We start from the raw sequence: 21,114 nt of genomic DNA, 5'->3' as shown, positions 1-21,114 counted from the left end.
CGTCGCCCTCGACGTGCCCGATCAGGCTGCCGACGCGACAGGCTCCTCGGCCCAGATCGTCTTGCCGCGGTCCTCGTACCGGGTACCCCACCGATGCGTGAACTGGGACACCAGCAGCAGACCACGGCCGCCTTCGTCGGTCGTGCGGGCGTGACGCAGGTAGGGGGCAGCGCTGCTGCCGTCGGAAACCTCGACAGTCAGCGTGCGGTCTCGGATCAGGCGCAGCTGTACGGGAGGTTTGGCGTACCGGATGGCGTTGGTGACGAGCTCGCTGACGATGAGCTCGGTGGCGAACACCTCGTCCTCCATGGCCCAGTGGCTCAACTGGCGGGCGGTCAGGGAGCGGGCCGTGGCGACGGCCGCCGGATCGGCAGGCAATACCCAGGTGGCGACACGTGCGGGGTCGAGGGTGCGGGTGCCGGCCACGAGGACCGCCGCGTCGTTCGGGGGATCCGGGGGAACCAACGTCTCCGTGAGCCTCAGGCAGAGGTCCTGAGGCGACTGGCTGCCCCTGGACAACAGGCGCGCGAGCTCACGGTGGCCGGCGTCGCTGCTGAAAGCCTGCAGCAGCCCCTGGGTGAAAAGGACCAGCGTGCTGCCTTCGGGCAGGTCCATCGTGGTCTTGACGAACGGAGGCCCGGATCGGCCGAGAAGCGGTCCTGCTGGGACGTCGGGGAAGGCCACGGTCTGGTCCGCGTCCACCAAGGCCAGCCCTGCGGGGCCGGCAGTCCCTGCGATGCACCGGCACATGACGGGGTCGTAGACCAGGTAGAGGCAGGTGGCACCGGCAGGGCTGTCGCTCACCCGATCAGCGGCCTCGGCGTCCATCTGGCGGACCAGGTCGTCGAGGCGGGCCATGACCTCGTCGGGTGGGAGGTCGAGGGCGGCCAGGGTGTGCACAGCGGTGCGCAACCGCCCCATGGTGGCCGCGGTATGCACACCGTGGCCGGGTGTGCTGCCCACTACGAAGGCCGCACGCGCTCCGGGCAGCGCGAGGACATCGGTCCAGTCGCCACCCGCACCGGAGTGCACCCAGTGGTGTGCCGCCTGAACCGTGGGAGCGGTGGGAAGCTCTCTAGGAAGCAGACCGCGCTGGAGGGTCAGCACCGCATTGCGTTCCCGCAGGTAGCGACGGGCGTTGTCCAGGGCGACCGCGGCGCGGGCGGCGAGATCCTGGGCCAAGGTGAGGTCGTCCTCCTGGAAGGCACCGTCAGCGGTCCACCGATGAAAACTGACGAGTCCGAGCGCACACTCGCGGACCAGCAGCGGGACCACCATCAGTGAATGAACTCCCTCCTCCCTCATCCGCCGGGCACGCACCGGGTCGCCCTGTACCCACGGGCTGTCCTCACCCAGTGCGGGCACCAGACGCGGCGTGTGGTCGATGAGCACCCGGGCAGCGGGCGCGTCGTCGGGATAGCTGCTGACCTCTCCGATCGCGTACACCCCGGGGTCCGTGTCGGTGCGGACGGACCGGGATGCGGCGCGCCGCAGAGCCCAGCCGCCCTCGCCCGGCCGATTCGGAACCTCCTCCCCCGCCAAAACCGGCTCGAGAAGGTCCACGGCCACGCTGTCGGCCAGCCGGGGCACCACCACGTCCGCGAGTTCATCAGCGGTGCGCAGCACGTCCAGGGTCGTCCCGATCCGGGAACCGGCTTGAGCGATCAGAGCGAGCCGCTGCTGGGCGCGGTGGCGCTCGGTGACGTCGATGACAAGGTCGGCCACTCCCAGAACCCGACCGTCGGGAGCTTGCAGACGGAACGCGGACGCCGAATAGACATGCTCACATGAAGGGTCACCGGGCGGACGGCCGCGCTTCTCGAAGCCAAGTACAGGCTCGCCGCTCTCGAGCACCCCGGCCATCACTCGCTCGGCCACCTCGGCGCTGAAATCGGGCCATACCTCGGTCGGCCGCAGGCCCAGCCCCTCCGTCACCCGGGTACCTTGCATCCCTTCCGCTGCGGCGTTGTACCTCATCAGGCGCAGCTGGGGGTTCAGGACGAACAGGCCGATCGGGGACCGGGTGAACAGCGCTTCCAGAAGAGCGCGGTCGACAGCGGAAGCACCCGCTTGCCCGGCCGGAAGCACATCGACGTTCCAGCACACCGCCGCACGCCTGGCCCGCCCGGCACGCACGCGCACCCGACAGCCGATGTGATGCCCGTCCTGGTGCTGGAGTATTACGTCGGCGCAGTTGTCATCCCCCGACGCGTCGGTGACAAGGAATTCCTGTGCTGCCCGGCCGAGGACTTGCTGCGCGGGGTAACCCAGTAGGTGTTCGGCGGCCGGACTCCACTCCACCACGATGCCCAGGTCATCGACGACCAGGGACGCCACGCTCTTCGGGCCGTCCTCAGATCCGGCCTCCGGGCCGGCCCTGCCTGTCGACTCGGTCATGATCACTCGACCGTCTCTCGCGCTGGCCCAGTTCGCTCGCGTATCCCAGTATCACCGGAGTGGTCGAGCTTCGCTCGGCACCCGGTCCCATCCTTCTTCGATTCGATGATGATCCGCAGATCAGCCTGTGACTCCATCCATCGATCGCAGCCCCAGTGCCTGCGACAAGACGTACTCACCCGCGACGAACCACGCCTCCGCGATCTTCCCGTCGACCAGCCCCCACATACCGGCTTCGAGCACCTCGACGCGTCGGCTGGCAGCCTCGATGCTGCCCGACCCCATCAACGGCGCGGGCATCTTCACCGACGTCGCAGCGTTGCAGCGCCAAGGGCACCGTCACCGCCGACTGCTCTTCAGCTCGCGTGACGAGGCCGCTCTCCCGCTGCTCGTGCGAGGCGTCGACGTTCTTGCGGATGTCGACAGCGATGATGAGTTCGTGGTGGGCCTCAACGCGCTGATCACAGGGTTCCGCGCGCTGATCCCCTCCTCCTGGCAGTGACCGCGTGGCCACAGCCCCGCTCGGCCGGCGGCGTCGGCCCGAGTGCTGCCTCCCATGACGACCGGGAAGAGCGGCCACGCTCGCCGGCACATATCTCATGACGCACTGCGGCTGCTCCGCAGTCGATGCTGGCCAGGTCGCCGACGCGCAGGCAGTGGTCCTCGGGAATGCCGTGCGCGACGGCGTCGTGCACGGAGGCGCCGAAGGCGGCGAACAGGACATGTCGGCGTGACCGTGAGGCGCGCGCCGTCGGGCCGGGAACCGGACGTTCCTGACGCGGCACCGCACGAGCGTGTGCCGGTCCGTGCCGGGCGCTGAAAGCGTCCGGTAAGGAAGCTCTCCCTACCTTCCGTCAGTGAGGTGAGCAGCGGCTGCCGCCGCTGCCGGTCACTGGGAGGGAATCGTGGAGAAGCTGAGCGGATGGGTGATCCGCCATCGGCTGGTGGTGGGTCTCAGCTGGCTGGTGATCACGGTGGTGGGCATGCTGGTGGCGCCGTCGCTCTCGGGCCGGCTGCAACCAGGCACCCATGTCACCGGCCCCGGCTACACCGCCAACGTGCAGATCGCCCGGAGCTACGGAGGTGCGACCCAGGACCCCGCTGTCGTGGTCCTGGACCTCCCGACCGGGCAGACCGTCAATTCGCCGCAGGCGCGGGCGAAACTGCGGGCGGTGGACAGGGGCATCGCCACGGCGGCGCCGAGCCTGCGCCTGGTCTCCTATGCCTCGACCGGCAGTCGGACGCTGGTCGGGAACGGTGGGACGAGCACGATCGTCCTGGCCTATCCGCCGAAGCCCGGTGACGACATGGCCACCGATCAGATCGACGCCCTCACCAGGGCTGTCACAGCCGCGGCGCCAGGTCTGACCGTGCACGGCACCAGTCTGCGGGCACTGGAGGCCGGCAACACCACCGGCGGCGGCAACTCCAGCGTCACCGGTGAGCTGATCATCGGAGCGGTCGGCGCGCTGGTGATCCTGACCTGGGTGTTCGGGTCGCTGCTGGCGCTGTTGCCGCTGGTCATGGCCCTGATCTCGGTGCTGACGATGCAACTGCTCGTCTACGGGCTGACGTTCCTGATGCCGTCGTCCTCGCCGATCCACCCGGCCGTGCAGTACATCGTGGCGCTGCTGGGCCTGGGCCTGTCGATCGACTACTCGCTGCTGGTGGTCACCCGCTGGCGCGAGGAGCGCGCGGCCGGCAAGAGCAACGAAGAAGCGGTGCGCGCGGCCGTGCAGCGGGCCGGGCACAGCGTCTGGTTCAGCGGCATGGTGGCCTCGCTCGGCCTGTTCGCGCTGACCGTCATCCCCAACTCGATGGTCCGCGGCATCGGTGTGTCCGGGCTGTTCATCCCCTCCACCGCGACCCTGGTCGCGCTGACGCTGCTCCCTGCGGTGCTGTCCAAGATCGGGCCGCGGGTGGACTGGCCGCGGCGGGCGTCGCGACGGCAGGCGGACAGCCGGTTCTGGACCGGCTGGTCGAAGTTCGTGATCAAGCACCGCGTGGCTTCGGCGGTCGCGGGCCTGGGCATCCTGGCCGCGCTGACCGCCACCGCCGCGACCATCGACATCAGCACGCCGAGCAGCCACGCACTGGCCACCGCCGGCGCCTACACCGACGGCCTGCACACCCTGGAAACCGACGGATTCCCGTCCGGGACGTTGACCGCGGTGCCGGTGTACGTCCCGAACGCCGTCGGCGCGGGGAACACCGTGAACGCCCTGGACACCGTTTCCAGCCTGCGCGGCGCCGCAGCCCCGGCAGGACCGGCCTGGCACACCGGGGGCAGCGCGATGGTCATCGCGATCCCGTACCACGAGGTCGGCAGTGCCGACGGCGGCACCTCGCTGGCCGACATCCGCCGCAGCGTCCCACCCGGTGTGCTGGCCGGTGGCGAGGGCGCACAGAAGATCGACGAGACCAGCGCCACCTACGGCTCGTTCCCGCTGCTGTTCGCTGTGGTCGCGGTGGTCACCTTCCTGCTGCTGACCCGCGGGATGCGGTCGGTCCTGCTACCCGCCAAGGCCGTGCTGCTCAACATGCTGTCCGTGGCGGCCTCCTACGGCCTGCTGGTGATCGTCTTCCAGCACGGCATCGGCATGAAGGCGCTGTGGGGCGCGTCCACCTACGGCGCGATCGACACCCTTGCCCCGGTGCTGATCTTCGGGTTCCTGTTCGGCGTGTCCATGGACTATGAGGTGTTCATCCTGGCCAGGGTCCGCGAGGGATACGACCGCACCGGATCCACGCGGGAGGGCATCATCGAGGGTGTGTCGCGCACCGGCCGCCTGGTGACCTCCGCCGCGTTGATCCTGTTCTTCGCGCTCGCCTCGCTGGCCACGGCGAACGACGTCACCGTGCGCGAGATCGCCATGGGCCTGGCGTTCGGGGTGGTGCTGGACGCTATGGTGGTCCGGATGCTGCTGCTGCCCGCACTGGTCTCGCTGTTCGGTGACTGGAACTGGTGGCTGCCGGACCGGGCCGCGCGACTGCTCCGGCTCCCGGTGACGCGGTCAGCCGACGAGGCCCGTCCGGAGCTGGTTCCGCAGCGGATCGGGGAGGCATAGGCCGTGCGGGTGCTGGTGGTCGAGGACGAGCCGGACGTCGCCGAGGCCCTGGTCTGGGGCCTGCAGGCCGAGGGGTACGTCGTCGACGCGACGGACAACGGCACGGACGGACTGTGGATGGCGACGGAGAACGCCTACGACGTCATCGTGCTGGACGTCATGCTGCCTGGCCTGGACGGGTACCAGGTGGCCAAGCGCCTGCGCGAGCGCGAGCGCTGGACGCCGATCCTGATGCTCACCGCCATGGACGACGACCTCGACCACGCCGAGGGGCTGGACTCCGGTGCGGACGACTACCTCTCCAAGCCGTTCTCCTACCCGGTCCTCCTCGCGCACTTGCGCTCCCTGACCCGACGCACCCTCGGTGCCAGGCCGGCGGTGCTCATCGCCGCCGGCCTGGCACTGGACCCCGCCGGACGCACCGTCACCCGCGACGGGGCGCCCCTGGAGGTGACCGGCCGGGAGGCCGCCGTGCTGGAGTACCTGCTGCGGCGCAAGGGCTCCGTCATCTCCAAGGCCGAACTGCTGGAACACTGCTGGGACGCCCACTCCACCGGCGACCCGGCGATCGTCGAGGTCCTCGTGCACCGGCTGCGGCGCAAGATCGAGAGGCCGAGCGGGCCGACCGTCATCGAGACCGTGCGAGGCAAGGGATACGTCATCAGAAGCGAGAAACCATGACCGGGCTTGCGCGCGCCTGGCGCCGTCTGGCACACGGCGCGCGCCCCCGCACCGTGCGGACCCGCGTCACGGTCATCGCCGGTCTCGCGCTCACCGCGGCCGTCGTCATCGGGCTCCTCGTGATGTACCTGCTGCAGGTCGGCCAGGCCAAGCGCACCATCGCCGGGCAACTGCGCACCTACGCAGTACAGATCGAGCAGTCGGCCACCGGCGGGGCGTTCCCGCAGCCACTGCCGCCGTCGGTGCTCGACACGCAGGCCCAGTCCCAGGTCCTCGCGCCGGACGGGACCGTCATCGCCTCCACACGCAATCTGGCCGGCAGACCGGCTGTGTTCACGCTTGCGGCGGATGCCACGACCCCGGTTCGGCAGAAGGCCGCCGACGGCGTCCTTCCCGGCGAGCTCTCCGTCCTCGGCGAGCACACCAAGGTCGGCGGCCGACCGGTCACCGTCATCACCCTGACTGCCACCAGCCAACGAGACCAGGTCGACGAGACCTTCGCCCGGCTGCTCGTCATCGGCGTGCCGGGCACGCTCCTGGTGGCATGCGGCACCGTGTGGTGGGTGGTCGGCCGCGCGCTGCGGCCGGTGGAGCAGATCCGGCGCACCGCCACCGCCATCACCGCCGCCGAGTTGTCCCAGCGCGTCCCCGAGCCCGGCACCGACGACGAGATCGGCCACCTGGCCCGCACCATGAACGACATGCTCGCCCGGCTGGACGACTCCGCCGCACGGCAACGCCGCTTCGTCGCCGACGCCAGCCACGAACTCCGCAGCCCCCTGACGGCCATCCGCACCGGCCTCGAGGTCGGACTCGCACACCCCGACCGCGCACCCTGGCCCGACATCGCCTCACGGGCCGCCCGGCAGACCGAACGCCTCGAAGCGCTGATCTCCCAACTCCTCGCCCTGGCCAGGGCCGACGCCGGAAAGCTGGCCGCGCGCCGGCAAACCGCCGACCTGTCCGCGTTGCTCGCCGAGATCCGGGCGACAACCACGGCGCCGCACCTGGAGATCGAGCTCGCGGTCCCGGCGCACACCACGGTGACCGGCAACCCGGAGGACCTGTCCCGGCTGTTCCGCAACCTCATCGACAACGCCGCCCGGTACGCGCGGACGAGGGTGTCCGTCACGGCGGGGGTCGAACCGGACGGCATCCGGGTCGAGATCGGCGATGACGGACCGGGAATCCCGGTCGAGGAACGCGAGCGGGTCTTCGACCGCTTCGTCCGCCTCGACGCCGACAGGGGACACGGCACCCGCTCCACCGGGCTCGGGCTGCCCATCGCCCGGGAGATCGCCACGGCGCACGGCGGCACGATCACGCTCACCGAAACCGACGGCGGCGGAACGCGCGCCGTGGTGGCCCTGCCGCGCTGACCTGAAGCGTGGCGTTTGAAGGCATGGGTGCCCCTGTTGCCCATTGAGCGGCGTGCATCGTGAAGCCGCAGGTCAAGAGGCTGGTGTGCGCGGAGTTCGGAGCGCTCGGGCTGGTCGTGGGCGGATGACTACGGCGGAGATCATCGGTCACCGGGAGACTTCGCGGTCTGTGAGGACCAGCAGGGCCCCGACCAGGGCGGTCGCCCATCTCGGGTCGGTGCGAACCTTGCCGAGCACGCGCCAGTTCTCGAGGTGGGCGAAGCCGTTCTCGACCGGAGCCCGGACGGCCGCGGGCGCTTTGTGGGAGAGCTTCTGCCCTCGCGTCAGGGGCCGGTTCCGGACGGCCTTGCAGCCGCTGATCACCGCGAGGTCGGCGTCGGGATCTGTGTCGTCGAGTCCGACGAACCCCAGGTCGGCGATGGCCCCGAGCCCGGCCGTCCGCAACTTGTGCGTGAGCTGATCGTGTCGGCAGGCGGTGATCTCCGAGGCCCGTCCGGGCCGGGTGGCCGAGACCCAGATCAGTCGGCCTTGTCGTCGGTGAGCGCGATCACGAGCAGGCCATGGCATTTGCTCTTGCCGGAGTAGTTCTTCCGGTTCTCGTCTCCGCTGCGTCTGCGGGTGCGGATCAACGTGCCGTCCAGCAGTACGATCCCGCCGCCCTTTCGGGCGATCTTCTTCAGCACGCGGTCCAGGCGCGGGGCGCGGGCAGCCAGCAGACCGACGACCTCGCGCACTCAGCGGGTGACGGTGGTGCGGTGCACCCCGTTCCCACCGGCCAGGTCGCCGGGCCGCTGGTCACAGCGCAGGACCGCCAGCACGATCCCCCGCGATCTTTCCTGTGGGCCGGGCCCGCCACGGCGAGCCGATCTTCTTCAGATGGCTGCGTATCAGGTCGGCGAGATGGTTCAGGGTGGCGCTCGACAGCGGCAGGCGGGCGGTGCAGACAAGACCGGACAGTCAGCGGAACAGGCGGAAGAACCCGCGCACCTGCTTGACCAGCGACTCCGGCTGCTCCAGCGCGGCGAAGTGGCCACCATGCGGCAGTTCCTCGAACCAGCGCAGGTCGGTGAACCGCAGCTCGGCCTCCCGCCTCGACGGGCGGGTTATGTCGCGCGGGTAGACCGACAGCCCGGATGGCGCGGTCACCTTGTCCCGGAAGTTGGCGAAGCTCTCCCAGTACAGGCGCGCCGACGAGGTGGCCGACGCGGTGAACCAATAGACCGAGATCTCGTCGAGGATCGTCTGCCGCGACAACGCGTCCTCGGGATGGCCGTCGTTGTCCGTCCACGCCCAGAACTTCTCGGCGATCCAGGCGGCCTGTCCCGCCGGGGAGTCGGTGAGGCCGTAGCCGAGCGTCTGCGGCCGGGTCGCCTGGATCGCCGAGTACCCCTGGCCGGTGCGCTGCATCTCCTTCTCGGCCTCGAGATTCGCCAGCTCCGCGGGCGTCGGGTCGTCGAACGTTGCCCTTGCAGATATCTCCGTCCGTGCAGGTCAGGCGGCGTGTTCGTACTCGTGAAGGATGCCGCCGAGGCCATCGCGTCTTCGTATGTCGAGGCGGGCTATTTGGTCCGGACCGGCGATCGGGGCGGGCAGCGGGTAGAGCGGACGGGCGTTCGCGATGCCCTGATGCGGCCGGTGTCCGTTGTAGAACTGCTCGAACTCACGCAGGACGTTCAGCAGGTGCCGCTGGTTCCAGATCAAGGTCCGGTCCAGCAGCTCGCGCCGGCACGTTTGCACCCACCGCTCCACGGTCGCGTTCATTCTCGGCATCCGGACCCCGCTGAGCACGACCTCGATCCCCACGTCCTTCAAGATGGCGTCGAACAGCCCGGGGAACTTGCCGTCCCTGTCCCGGATCATGAACCTTGCCCGAGAGCCCGCGTCCTCCAGGTCCATCACGAGATTCTTCGCGGCCTGGACCACCCAGGACGCGGTCGGGTGGGCAGTGGCGCCCAGGACGCGGCCCCGGCGACTGCCGTGCTCGATGACGGCGAACACGTACAGCCGCACTCCGGTCAGGGTGACCTTCTCGAAGAAGTCGCAGGCCAGCAGGGCATCGGCTTGGGAGCGCAGGAAGTCGCCCCAGGTACTGGAGCTCCGTTCGGGCGCCGGGTCGATCCCCGCCTCCTTCAAGATCTCCCATACCGTGGATGCGGCCACCTTTACCCCCAGCACGAGCAGCTCGCCGTGCACCCTCCTGTAGCCCCAGCCGGGATTCTCGCGCGCCAGGCGCAGCACCAGGACGCGGATGGAGTGCACGGTGCGCGGCCGGCCCGGGCGCTTGGGCCGGGACCCGGCGGCATGGCGGCGCGCGACCAAGTCACGGTGCCATCGCAACACCGTGTCCGGCCGCACCAACAACCGCAACCGACGCAGCACATCCCGCGGGAGCCGGTGCAGCAACGCCGCCAGGAACGCCCGATCGCCCGGCTCGAACCGCGGCCTGTTCCCGCCCAGCTGCCGCTCCAACATCGCAATCTGATGGCGCAGCACCAGAATCTCCACGTCCTTGTCCCGGTCGCTCATCGGCAGCAGGCGCAGCATGACGAACGCGTTCGTCACGCCCAGGTAAGCCAGTCGCAGCAGCACGGCCGATCATGTTCCCGCAGCGTCCGGCACGCGCACCGGAGCACCGGCCCAACCGACCGGGAGTGTCAAGACCCGCGAAACCCGCATACCGCTCTCACCTGTACGGACGAGGTTTCCGGCAAGGGCAGGGCCCGCCGCGCGCCGCCGAACTCCCGCGCGGTCATCCCGCCCACGACCACCGTGCCCGCGGCGGCCAGCGCGGGCCACAGCCGCAGGCCCGCCTCCGAGACCCCGAACAGCGACAGCGAGACCCGGGCCAGCAGAGGCGCCAGCGCCGGCTGGTCCACATAGCTCGCCTGAAGGTGCCGAGCGCAGTCCAGGAAGTACAGCTCGTCGAGGTGGAAGCCGTAGCGCGGCGACAGCGCCATCAGCACGGCTAAGACCACCACGGCGACGGCGAACACCCGCCGGTCCAGCGGTGCGATCCCCCCGCCGGCCTCCCCGTCCGCACGCCACCCCACGTCCGTCGCGTCCGTCATCCCCGCTACGCCCCGTCCTCGGCCCCTCGGTCGCGTCACCCGGCCGGGGGCGGCCCGGCCCGCACGCTCCCGGGCCGCTCGTACCCTACGCACCCAGTCCACACGCGGTGAAGCGCCCCCGGCCAGCGCCTCCGGGCGGCCCCTCGGATCGGCTCGTTGCGGCCTGAGCGGCCCTGCCGGGTGGTGTCTGCGCCATGCCACTGCCTGTGCAGCTGTTGCCTGACGGGCCGCCAGCATGACGTCGCAGTAAATGCCGGATGTGGCCATGGAGCCCGGAGCGCTCGACGGCCTGTTCATGCACGTCGTCGATGAGCGCGGGATTCAGTTCGTCAGCTCGGTCGGCACAGAGGGCTCCTTTCGGGCCTCACGCAACGATGATCACCTGATACCACTCACTGTCGAGGATGCGGTCGGACTGCACCGCCCGCCCCAGCTCGCCACCCGCAGCTTTGTTGTCGTCATTGTCGACATGAGCCCGTATGCAGGGCGCGTTGGGCGGGCTGCCCCGGTCGACGGTGACGCCCGCGACGTCCCATACGCCACCGATCTGGCGCGGGGTGATGTCCACACACAGGGCACCGTCATTCCCGCCCTGGTAGGTGCTCGCGAAGGGGTACTCGTCACAGGAATCGTTGGGGACACCGGTGGCGCCCCGCACGAAGCGCAGTGGCCCACGGTCGCAGGTCGTGGCACGCCTGTTTCTGTTGTCCGGGTCGAGGGGGTCGACAAACCGCTCCAGTGGGTGGTCGGCGTCGCCGAATCTGCCCGAGAGGTTCTTCTGCGCCCACTCGTAGGCGACGGCCGCCCCGTGGTAGACCGATTTCGAGAAGGTCACGTCGGCCAGGTGGCCCATGACGATGCAGCCGGGGCTGTTGCCGACCTCGTCGTCGCAGCGCACCTCGGGGCCGAGCCACTCGGTGTGGGTAGTCCGGGGCGCCGCGCCGAGGATGGTCCCGTCCACGCGGTAGGTGGGCTGGATCTGTGAGTGGAACCCCTTGCCGACGGTCGAGGTGTAGGTGAGGGTGCCGCCATCCTTGCCCTGGCCACTGTGCAGGAGCACGGGTGCGCCGCCCCAGGCCGGTGGCCCCGCAGTGCACTGGCCGCTGCAGGCGGAGCTCAGCGACAGCGTCACGCCGGTGATATTGGGCGTCATCTCGGTGACGTAGGCGCTGACGTCCTCCGACCACCGCGCGCCGGACAGGGAGGCCATGGACGACGCGGCCACGACCATGACATCGGCGTGGCCGATCACCACCTGCTTGTCGTCGAGGAGCTCGTAGAGGACCACGTGCCGTGTGCAGTACGCCTTGCGGGTGGAAACGACAGGGTCGCTGGAATCCTTGGTGCAGAGGTCCGCCCCCGGGTTGCCGGCGCGGACAGGAGCAGGGGCGAGGGCAGAGGCGGGTTCTGCCCTGAGGCATGTCCAGGCCGCGCCCTGGCGTTGGAGTGCGGAGCCAGGGGCGGTGTCCGTGCAGGTGCCGTGGCCCTGGGGGGTTGCCCGGCTCGTGGGCGGTGCGGCGGCGGCTGTTGAGGTGCCCACGGCGCACAGGGCTGCGGTGAGGGCGAGCGAGGCTACCGCCGCCAGGCCGCGTCTGACGTGTTTCACGAGGTGGTCCCTTCCTTCGGTGGCCCCTTTGCGGGCACACCGATGGCATGGAACCGGGCAACTCCCGTTCATACCAACCGAGAACGGGACAGTTTTTGATCGTATTTGGCCAGTTGTGGCGTCGCCCTGCCGCCCCCGGCGGCGCTAATTTCACTCCCACTCACCTCACAGACCACGCACAGCAGGGGGAAAACAACGATGCGCCGCACAAGAACCCGCCTGGGCAGAGGGCTCGGAGCGCTCTTAGCCACCGCGACGGCCGCCGTGGGCCTGGCCGCCGGCCCGGCCGCCGCCGCACCGGCCGCGCCCGCCGCCGCCCAGCAGACCGCCGAGCCCGGCCAGAGCTGTACCGCAGCCGATCTCGGCAAGCGCCACCCGGTCATCAAGAGCACCGAAGTCGCCCCAGTGATCACCCACTTCAAGGGCTGGTACGTCACCGAGGGCACGACCGGCTCCCAGACCATCTCCACCAACACCCAGACCACCATCTCGGTCTCCGTCGGCGTCAACGGCAACGTGCAGGGCAGCTTCGCCGTCGACGCCCTCGGCATGGTCGGCGCGAGCCTGGGCCTGAACGTGCAGGTCAACTACACCTCCACCAGCAGCGTGTCGAACTCCATCACCTGGAACTTCTTCCAGCCCGGCTACTACGGGCTCTACAAGGGCACAAAGAAGGTCACCGGCACCTACGGCAGTCTCAACTGCAATCGCGTCCAACAAAGCGACGGAAGCTACGCGTTGAAGTGGCTCGAGGGCCCCGACACCGGCAGCTACACCACCTACACCACCATCGAAGAAGGCGCGGTGCGCTGCGAGGACAAGGTCCCCGCCAACAGCATCATGGCCAAGGCACAGAGCCTGCTGGACTGCGCCACCGCCACCGCCAAGCACGCGGCGGGCCCGGTCCCCTCGGCAAAGGCCACCGCAGCCCGGCACGCCGCCGAGAGCGCCACCAACGCCACCAAGAACGCGAAGAGCGCCCCGGTCACCGCGCCCACCGCGCAGGCCGCTCTCACCTGTGGCACCGACGCCTACAAGATCGCCGTACCCGACAAGCCCCTGAACTGGAGCGCACCGCTCCTGGCCAACGACGGCATCCGCCTGCGCGAATCCAACTTCACCAGCGCCCACCTGGACAACTGGCGGCTGTGCAACGTGACGGAGAACAACGGCGTCCTTGAGGCGTCCCTGTGGAACTGGGGCAACGGCGGGTGCGCGACCATCGCCGAGCAGAACGCTGCCAACGAAGGGGCGGCCCTGACAACGGCCACCTGCGCAGAGGACGACCTCCAGCGGTTCTACATCTACCGCGACGTCCCCGGCTCCGGGAAAATCGGCCTCCAGAACAAGTACACCGGCTACATGATCGGCCATGACCGCTACGCCGACGGCGAGTTCCTGCGCCAGTACAGCAGCGGAAGGCCGGACGGCACCGGCACCTACGACCTCGTGAAGGTCTGACCGCCAACCAGCCATAACCGCTCGGGCCCTGGCCGAATCCGTCTGGGGCCCGAGCCGCGCGCGGCGGGCGGGTCGGGTCATGCCTACCGAGGGACGGCAACACACCTCACCTGGGAAAACGTGACCCTAACCTTCGATTTGGGAATCGCTTCTCAACGCACACACTTGAGTAGCTGTAGCGGGCATGATGATCCATCGTGGATCTCTCGGGGATAGCCGCCATCCTGGCGCTTGTAGGCATACCAGTGGGCGTGCTCACAACTAGGTGGCAAATGCGGGCAACCTTGCGGCAGGCCGAGATGGCACAGCGCAGCGCCCTAGACGTCGCGGCCCGGCAGTCCGATGGGGCCAAGGAGCTCGCCACCGAGCAACAGACAGCTGACCGCAACAAGTGGATGCTCACGACCAGGTACACGGTTTACCGGAGCCTCCAGGGTTCCGTAGCGAACTTCAAGCACGAGGTGCTGGCGAGTGACAACGAGTGGGATAGAGCAGCCGTCGAGAAGGCGTTCGACGAACTGCACGAAGGCGTTCACAGCGTGTCGGAACTTGGACCTGAGCAAGTCGGGCAGGCAGCAAGGCTGCTGAAGGCCGCATGCTTCACGATGATGCGCCGTGCAAGTGGCCCCGGCGGCCTTGACGAGATCTGGCGACGCACGGTCAGTCCCGCGCGCCAGGACCTAGACGAGGCCATCCGCAAGGCTCTGGCTGACTGAGTGGCGCCTGCTCGGGCGGCCCCGAAGTCGTCTTCGCTGTGCTGTAAGGCCCAGTGGTCGATCACAATGCCGCGGTCGTCAATGACGGTCACGTCGTGGCTGGCGCTGGCCCAGTCCCATCCGACGAACATCAGTCTCGTCCCCTCTGCCGGAGTTGGTGGCTGACTCCGCAGGTGACGAGACCCGGCTGCCGGTTCCTCATTGTTCGGCCCTCGTCGGTGGGGCATGTCCTTGACGCCGGTCTGGGGCCTCGGCGTGTCAGGGGCGGCAATACTCAAACTGGCCGTCGAGTGCGGCACGGCAACGAGGCCGTCCCCGACACTCACCGGGGAGTCACGGCCCATGGGGTGGGCCGCAGCATTGATGCTTCCTTGGCGGAGGCTCACTGACCCGGCCGCTCCGGGCTCCGTCCACGAAAGACACGAAAGAGAGGAACCCCGGCCGACGCACGGCTGGGGTTCCTCAAGGCCGTGAATACCGGTCGGGGTCAGCGTTGCAGGGTGAGGAGACCCGGTCGCCACGGCAGCAGGTTGTAGGGGGTGCCCGGCGGTGTGCTGGGGGACTTGCCCTGGTAGAGGAGCTGCAGGTTGCAGGGGTCGACGGTCATGGTCTGGTCGGGGTTGTTGCGGACCAGGTCACCGTGGCTGATGTCGTTGGTCCAGGTGGCACCGCTGTTGGCCTTGCCCGCGAAGGGGTTGCTCTCGCCGGCGGCCTGCGGGGTCCACGGACCGTCCAGGCTGGAGGCCGTGAACGAACGGAAGAAGCGGTCCTCATTCGCACCGCGAGCCTCGACGATCATGAGGTACTGGTTCTGGCCCTGGACCTTGTAGACCTGCGGCGCCTCGAACAGGTTTTTCGTCGTGTCGGTCATGACCGTCGTGTACGACGAGCCGAAATTACCCGGGAAGTTCCCGATCGGCATGCTCGCCCGGTAGATGTTGCCGTTGTCACCGGCGAAGAACAGGTACATGTTCTGGTCGTCGGCGATCAGGGTCTGGTCGATCGGGCCGGCGCCCGGGATGCTGCCGGTGAACAGTGCCTGCGGCGCGGACCAGCTGTTGGGGTTGGTGGGGTCGCTTGAGGTGCGGTAGAAGAACGGCCACTGACCCCACTGGGACGCCAGTACCCAGATGTTCTTGGGCGCGAAGTAGAACAGCGTGGGCGCCACCGTGCCCTGGTTCATCCCGGTCTGGCCGGCCGACGCCATGTCCGACCAGTTCGTGAAGGGAGCGAAGCCCATCGAGCCGTATGACCCGGATTGGTCGACGGTCGAGCCGTAGACCAGGTGCTTGCCGTTGTACACCACGTTGGTGAAGTCCTTCAGCGAGACCCAGCCGTTCGCCGGCTGCGCCAACGGACCTGTGGAGGTCCACCGGTATGTCGACGGAAGAGAACACGTGCTGCCCGCTCCGGACAGGCCGGTCCACTTCTGGTTGTCGGCGCCGTTGCACGACCAGAGCTGCACGGCCGTGCCGTTGGCCGTGGCGCCGCCCGAGGCGTCCAGGCACAGCCCGGACTCCACGCCGACGACCGTGCCGTCGGAGTTCACCCGCCACTGCTGGTTCGCACCGCCGTTACAGGCCCAGATCTCCACCTTGGTCCCGGCCGTGGTGGCCTGGCCCGGGACGTCCAGGCACTTGTTGCCGTACACGGTCAGCTGGTTGCTGTCCGTCAGCGTCCACTGCTGGTTGGACCCGCCCGTGCAGCCCCAGATCTGCAGGAACGTGCCGTCGGTCTGGCTGGCGCCCGGCACATCGAGACACCGGCCGGAACCAACGCCGCGTAAGGCGCCTCTGGTTGCCGCCTGAGCCGGGCCGGCGACGAGCAGCGCCGCCAACGAGACCAATGCCGCAATCGCGGCGGCGAACACCGCGGACGGATGCCTGCGGCTGAAACTATGTCTGCGCATGGACGACCTCGTAATCCTCGTAATCCTTGAGCAAGCGGTCCGGTTGGCCCCGTCGGAGGCTGTGCGGACTGTCGATGCGGTGCAGTCCCGGCGCTGTTCGCGATACCGAACAAAGGTCGAAGAGCCGAGCAACCGGATCATAGAGAACCGGTGGTCAGCGTCAATACCTCTCGGCACAATTCGCGAACCGAAAGCATTCGCAGGCTGAAACCGGGCGGCCTCAAGTTCCGTGGTGGTGCGGGCCTTTGGCGTGAGGGGGCAGGCAGGCTGCAGTGCGGGCAGGCACCGGCGGAGCACTGTGTCTCGGGCATCTCCAGCTCAGAGGGTAAGAGGCAGCTCGGTCCGGGCGGTCATGAGGATGTCGTGGTTTGCGAAGAGGGCGTCGAGCTGGGCAGGCGACCTGACTGCCGACTTTCGAGAAGCCCTGACGCATTGCCTGTTGCCTATTTCCTACGTGAGGTCCAACGACGCCCTCGCTCGGCCGATCACCGCCGTGTGGGTGTGTCAGTTTCCGAAGGAGTTCCAGGGGGCCTTGGGTCAAGCCCCGATCGCGTCACAGGGCCTGGCCTGCGCAGGAAGCGGCTGGATGAAGGCGCTCTCACCGTCGAGCCGACGATGTGCCAGTCCGCGTGTCCCGGCTCCAACCAACGTGTCACGGCTCACTCAAGAGGCACGCCTCCACGCGGCTCCGCGATGGCGTCGAGGCCGCAGTGGTCAACTATCGCTGGAGGTCACCCAGCCGGAGAAGGCGTGCTCGGCCGGATCAGTGACCGGCATCATCGCCAGCCGGGCCGGCCTGACCTTCAACGACTTCCTGGTCCACCTGGCCCCGCTGGCCGCCGTACTGGTCGTCGTCCTCCTCGTCCCGTGCCGGGTGATGTTCCGCAAGTCCTTCGCCTACGACGACGATCGCGCCGCCGAGATCATGGCGCTGGAGGAGCGCGAGGCCATCAGGGACCCGCGGCTGATGGTGCAGGGGCTGATCGTGCTGGCCCTGGTCGTGGCCGGCTTCGTGCTGCACCCGGTGCTGCACTACGAGCCCAGCATCGTGGCTCTGCTCGGTGCCGGGCTCCTGGTCGCCGGCTCCGAAGTGGAGACCAACGACGTCCTGGCGGAGGTGGAGTGGCCCACACTCGCCTTCTTCGCCGGCCTGTTCATCATGATCGGCGGGCTCATCGACACCGGGGTCGTCAGCGAGGTCTCCCGTTGGCTGGCGAACCTGATCGGCGGCAACAGCCTGGGAGGCTCCTTGACCCTGCTCGGCGGCTCTGCCGTGCTGTCGGGCGTCGTCGACAACATCCCGTACGTCGCCACCATGGCGCCCATCACCAGCGACCTGGTACGCGACATGGGCGGCACCGGCCACCACGTGCTGTGGTGGGCCCTCGCTTTGGGCGCCGACCTGGGCGGCAACGCCACAGCGATCGGCGCCTCCGCCAACGTCGTCGTCCTCGGTATTGCCGAACGCAACCGCCAGCCCATCTCCTTCTGGCAGTTCACCAAGTACGGCCTGACCGTGACTGCCGTGACCGTAACGATCTCCCTGGCCTATGTGTGGCTGCGTTACTTCGCCCTGGCCTGAACCCGGCGCAAGTGCGATCGCTGCCCAAGGCACATTTGTGGTGCGAACGGCTACGGCTGAACCGGACGACCAGGCGCCGTGTGCGCGGCTGCGTGCCTTGCGGCGACGGCTACGGCGACCACGCTGACTTCTTCCCCGAGCCTTGCTCAGGAGCGTTCTCGCCGCCGGGGCCAGAAACGGGCCGAAGGACGGCATCAAAGCCGCGTAAAGATTGCCGGAACCAGGAAGGCTGTCTTGAGGGAGCTCCGGCGATCGTCGCCGGTACCGGGATAGCGGGCGCGGGGATCTACGGAATCACCGACGGCATCAGCCGGTTCAGCAACGGCCTCGGCCAGGCACTGCGCGAGGCCGATTCGAATGGCGGCGGCGGTTCGCTCGGTTCCGACAAGTACTGGCCCAACGGCAAGGCGTCCGACGTCTGCGGAATCGAGCGCAGCACCGGTTGTGAACAAGTGGCAGAATCCATTCAGCAGAGCATCGGCGGAAACCGCATGCGTGTTACGGACCGCTACGGAGCACCAACCCTCGGCAAGTACCGTGAGCAGGATTCTTTCTGGGGCCACCACGATGTCGTCGTCAAGGACGGCCGTGTATACGATGCCTGGACGGGGTCAGAAGGTGAGCCGCTGGACGAATATCGAGGGAAATTTGAATACGGCGACGACCTGGTATTCACCCCGCTCGACTAGAAAGGAATAGCGTGGAATTTCCCACCCGACTCCGAGACGCTCACAGAAGGCCTGGCGCTTACGGGCTCGACGGCTCGTACCTGAACTATGTAGCCTTCATCAACGGAGGTGACGCGGCAACAGATGGCGAACTGCTCCGAGGTTTCCGCCCATGGCTCGCGGAGAGGCTCGGACACGGTACGAACCTCGTCTGGTGGGCGCTTGTGCAGGAGATATACGCTGCCGAAGCCAATGTCCCGAGCGATGCTCCGTCGGCAAACGAGGATCTGTGCAACCTCTTGTTCAGCCTCCTGAGTGAGTACTTGGCTGGGGACGCTGCCTGAGGGCGGCCCCACGACAGGCTGACACCTGGTCCGCGTTGCCTGCGCGACGTCGAGCCGACGTGCAGTCCTGCCTGTTCTGAGGAGCGTCCACCCAAGGCGGTCACCCCAGGGACGAGCCCTCGCTCTCCCGCCATGGCTCCATACCGTAGGCCCGGACCACACATGGTCCGGGCCTACGTCGTACCCGGTGGTTCTATGTCAAGCCCAGGATTGGCGAGACGGGGATATCACCGGACAGCACGACGGTGGGCCCACATGAACTCTGAGCGCCTGGCTCCGAACCCCAAGCAGACCGCAGTGTGCATAGGCAACCGCCCGGGACCAATCCCGCGCGCACAGGACCACGGCGGACGCATCCGCTACGCGGCGGGACTCGGACACCACTTTTGCGGCCTCAGGGACCACTAGTGGGCGGTGCTCCGGTGGTCACTCCTGGGGACCAAGCCCGCGTGCGCGGAGACCACTTTGTCCCGATCAAGGCGTTCTCATGGTGGTCGGGACCAGCCCCGCCTGCGCGGGTGCCACAGGCCGTGAGCTGGGCGTATACGTGACCGGTGAGTGGATCTCCGCCCCTTCCAAGGAAGCGGATAATTCACCCTCTCGGCCGTTGGGCCTGCTGGCAGGGAGAACGCGGGCCCGCCCGGAGCAGCTTGGCCGTGCCCTTGCCGATAACCTCATCCGCCCTGGTGAGGGCCGTTGAGCAAGGATTCGCGGGATGTCGACCGTGTCGCCGGGTCGGCGCTCTGGCGGGACTGGCGACTGCCCCGGAATGATGATCAGCCGTGCTGCTGCGATTGGCCTATCCGGGTGTGACAAACGCGTTCGCGATTCTGCGACTGCTGCCGATGCGCGACCGCGACAAGGATGTTGAGATCCTCGCACTGCGCCATCAGATCACCCTGCTGGAGGTCACGTCCGCGGGAGTGGTGTATCGACGGCCACTCGGTGATCTCTTCTTTGCGGCTATGCGGTGAGTTCGGTGGGCAGGACGGTGTGGTCGGTTTGTGACTCGATCGGCTGGAGGCGGGCCTTCGCGAGCAGGTCGAGGCCCATGTAGCGGCGAGCCTCGGTCCACTCGTCGTTCTGCTCGGCCAGGACCGCGCCGACCAGGCGGATCAGGGCGGTGCGGTCGGGGAAGATGCCGACCACATCGGTGCGGCGGCGGATCTTCTTGTTCAGCCGCTCCTGCGGGTTGTTCGACCAGATCTGCCGCCAGATCTCACGCGGGAACGTGGTGAACGCCAACAGGTCATGCTGGGCGGCGTCCAAGTGGGCTGCTGCCTTGGGGAACTTGGCCTCCAGGGTGTCCAGCACATGTCGCATCTGGGCCTGGACGGCGTCGGTGTCGGGCTGTTCGAAGACCGTCCGCAGTAGCGCGGCCACCCACGGCTGGGCGGACTTGGGTACCTGGCTCAGCAAATTCCGGGCGTAATGCGTGCGGCATCGCTGCCAGGAGGCGCCGGGCAGGACTGCTCCGATCGCGTTCACCAGGCCGGTGCGGGCGTGGGAGACGACCAGTTGGACGCCGGACAGGCCGCGGGCGGTCAGGGAGCGCAGGAAGGCGAGCCAGCCGGCGCCGTCCTCGGCTGTGGCGACGTCGATGCCGAGGATCTCACAGTGCCCGTCGGCGTTGACGCCGACCGCGATCAGCGCGTGGACGTTGATGATGCGGCCGCCCTCGCGGACCTTCTGGGTCAGCGCGTCGCCCCAGACAAACGCATACGGCCCGGCGTCCAGGGGTCGGTTACGGAATGCGGCGACCTGCTCGTCCAGATGCCGGGCCATCGAGCTGACCTGCGACTTCGACAGCTGGGTCACGCCGAGGGACTCGGCGAGCTTCTCGACCCGGCGGGTGGACACTCCCAGCAGGTAGGCGGTCGCGACCACTGAGACGAGAGCCTGCTCGGCCCGGCGACGGCGTTCCAGGAGCCAGTGCGGGAAGTAACTGCCCTGACGCAGCTTGGGGACGGCCAGTTCGACAGTGCCGGCGCGGATGTCCCACTCGCGCGGGCGGTAGCCGTTGCGGTGATTGACTCGCTCGTCGCTGACCTGCCCGTACTCGGCATTGCAGAGAGCGTCGGCCTGGGCGGACATGAGCGCGCCGGCGAACGTTTTGACCATCGCGCGCAGCAGATCAGGACTCGCCGCGGCGAGGTTGTCCTCGGCGAGGGCGTGCAGGGGCAGACTGTCTGGTGCGGTCATCGTGCTGATCTCCTTCGAGCTTCGACACCTCGA

At 68.4% G+C, this 21,114-nt stretch carries 16 protein-coding genes and 2 pseudogenes; 10 read left to right on the top strand and 8 right to left on the bottom strand.

What is annotated here, in order from left to right; translation table 11 throughout:
- Positions 1-21 precede the first annotated feature (21 nt).
- Positions 22-2,337: a SpoIIE family protein phosphatase gene (locus ACFC8N_RS15195; protein ID WP_376288383.1), complete on the bottom strand. Its 2,316-nt coding sequence runs from the start codon at positions 2,335-2,337 to the stop codon at positions 22-24.
- Positions 2,338-2,665: 328 nt separating this feature from the next.
- Here ACFC8N_RS15195 and ACFC8N_RS15190 point away from each other — a divergent pair, with 328 nt between their 5' ends.
- The 4 genes from ACFC8N_RS15190 to ACFC8N_RS15175 all read left to right on the top strand — a co-directional run bounded on the left by ACFC8N_RS15190 (position 2,666) and on the right by ACFC8N_RS15175 (position 7,525).
- Positions 2,666-2,899: a hypothetical protein gene (locus ACFC8N_RS15190; protein ID WP_376288382.1), complete on the top strand. Its 234-nt coding sequence runs from the start codon at positions 2,666-2,668 to the stop codon at positions 2,897-2,899.
- Positions 2,900-3,302: 403 nt separating this feature from the next.
- Positions 3,303-5,465 (top strand): MMPL family transporter, encoded by a 2,163-nt coding sequence (locus ACFC8N_RS15185; RefSeq protein ID WP_376288381.1) that lies wholly within the window; start codon positions 3,303-3,305, stop codon positions 5,463-5,465.
- A 3-nt stretch (positions 5,466-5,468) separates the two neighbouring features.
- Positions 5,469-6,146, top strand: coding sequence for a response regulator transcription factor (locus ACFC8N_RS15180; RefSeq protein ID WP_356027016.1), 678 nt, complete (start codon positions 5,469-5,471; stop codon positions 6,144-6,146).
- Entirely contained in the window at positions 6,143-7,525 is a 1,383-nt protein-coding gene (locus tag ACFC8N_RS15175) for a sensor histidine kinase (protein ID WP_376288380.1), read from the top strand. Before ACFC8N_RS15180 ends, ACFC8N_RS15175 begins: the two co-directional genes overlap by 4 nt.
- Positions 7,526-7,672: 147 nt before the next feature.
- Here the strand turns inward: ACFC8N_RS15175 and ACFC8N_RS15170 are convergent.
- The 5 genes and pseudogenes from ACFC8N_RS15170 to ACFC8N_RS15150 all read right to left on the bottom strand — a co-directional run bounded on the left by ACFC8N_RS15170 (position 7,673) and on the right by ACFC8N_RS15150 (position 12,199).
- A pseudogene (locus ACFC8N_RS15170) lies at positions 7,673-8,482 on the bottom strand (transposase family protein).
- Positions 8,483-8,995, bottom strand: a pseudogene (locus ACFC8N_RS15165) (epoxide hydrolase); the annotation flags it as partial.
- 21 nt (positions 8,996-9,016) lie between these two features.
- Positions 9,017-10,114 (bottom strand): integrase core domain-containing protein, encoded by a 1,098-nt coding sequence (locus ACFC8N_RS15160; protein ID WP_376288379.1) that lies wholly within the window; start codon positions 10,112-10,114, stop codon positions 9,017-9,019.
- 65 nt (positions 10,115-10,179) lie between these two features.
- Entirely contained in the window at positions 10,180-10,593 is a 414-nt protein-coding gene (locus ACFC8N_RS15155; protein WP_376288378.1) for an ArnT family glycosyltransferase, read from the bottom strand.
- Positions 10,594-10,957: 364 nt separating this feature from the next.
- Positions 10,958-12,199 carry a hypothetical protein gene (locus ACFC8N_RS15150; RefSeq protein ID WP_362821314.1) on the bottom strand — a complete coding sequence of 414 codons (1,242 nt, stop codon included), beginning with the start codon at positions 12,197-12,199 and terminating at the stop codon, positions 10,958-10,960.
- A 198-nt stretch (positions 12,200-12,397) separates the two neighbouring features.
- Here ACFC8N_RS15150 and ACFC8N_RS15145 point away from each other — a divergent pair, with 198 nt between their 5' ends.
- Together ACFC8N_RS15145 and ACFC8N_RS15140 are read left to right on the top strand one after the other, a co-directional pair.
- A complete protein-coding gene (locus tag ACFC8N_RS15145) occupies positions 12,398-13,660 on the top strand; it encodes a hypothetical protein (RefSeq protein WP_376288377.1) in 1,263 nt (420 codons plus the stop codon).
- 197 nt (positions 13,661-13,857) lie between these two features.
- Positions 13,858-14,376 (top strand): hypothetical protein, encoded by a 519-nt coding sequence (locus tag ACFC8N_RS15140; protein ID WP_376288376.1) that lies wholly within the window; start codon positions 13,858-13,860, stop codon positions 14,374-14,376.
- A 487-nt stretch (positions 14,377-14,863) separates the two neighbouring features.
- On the opposite strand, the gene ACFC8N_RS15135 is transcribed toward ACFC8N_RS15140, so the two are convergent.
- Positions 14,864-16,285 carry a non-reducing end alpha-L-arabinofuranosidase family hydrolase gene (locus ACFC8N_RS15135; protein WP_376288375.1) on the bottom strand — a complete coding sequence of 474 codons (1,422 nt, stop codon included), beginning with the start codon at positions 16,283-16,285 and terminating at the stop codon, positions 14,864-14,866.
- Between the two features lie 766 nt (positions 16,286-17,051).
- On the opposite strand from ACFC8N_RS15135, the gene ACFC8N_RS15130 reads away from it, so the two are divergent.
- The 4 genes from ACFC8N_RS15130 to ACFC8N_RS15115 all read left to right on the top strand — a co-directional run bounded on the left by ACFC8N_RS15130 (position 17,052) and on the right by ACFC8N_RS15115 (position 19,853).
- On the top strand, positions 17,052-17,867 hold the full coding sequence (locus ACFC8N_RS15130) for an SLC13 family permease (RefSeq protein ID WP_376288374.1): 816 nt from the start codon (positions 17,052-17,054) through the stop codon (positions 17,865-17,867).
- A gap of 80 nt (positions 17,868-17,947) precedes the next feature.
- On the top strand, positions 17,948-18,556 hold the full coding sequence (locus ACFC8N_RS15125; RefSeq protein WP_376288373.1) for a hypothetical protein: 609 nt from the start codon (positions 17,948-17,950) through the stop codon (positions 18,554-18,556).
- Between the two features lie 11 nt (positions 18,557-18,567).
- Positions 18,568-18,879, top strand: a complete 312-nt coding sequence (locus ACFC8N_RS15120) for a hypothetical protein (protein WP_356037207.1) — start codon at positions 18,568-18,570, stop codon at positions 18,877-18,879.
- Positions 18,880-19,661: 782 nt separating this feature from the next.
- Positions 19,662-19,853, top strand: a complete 192-nt coding sequence (locus tag ACFC8N_RS15115) for a hypothetical protein (protein WP_356037209.1) — start codon at positions 19,662-19,664, stop codon at positions 19,851-19,853.
- Here the strand turns inward: ACFC8N_RS15115 and ACFC8N_RS15110 are convergent.
- Complete coding sequence (locus ACFC8N_RS15110; protein WP_376288372.1) at positions 19,843-21,081, bottom strand: IS256 family transposase; 1,239 nt, start codon at positions 21,079-21,081, stop codon at positions 19,843-19,845. The genes ACFC8N_RS15115 and ACFC8N_RS15110 overlap by 11 nt on opposite strands.
- Positions 21,082-21,114 lie beyond the last annotated feature (33 nt).

It is taken from the genome of Streptomyces sp. NPDC055966 (genome assembly GCF_042269865.1).
Lineage (GTDB): Bacteria > Actinomycetota > Actinomycetes > Streptomycetales > Streptomycetaceae > Streptomyces.
Note: the sequence above shows the minus strand (reverse complement) of the source record. Positions and strands in the feature narration are given on the sequence as shown.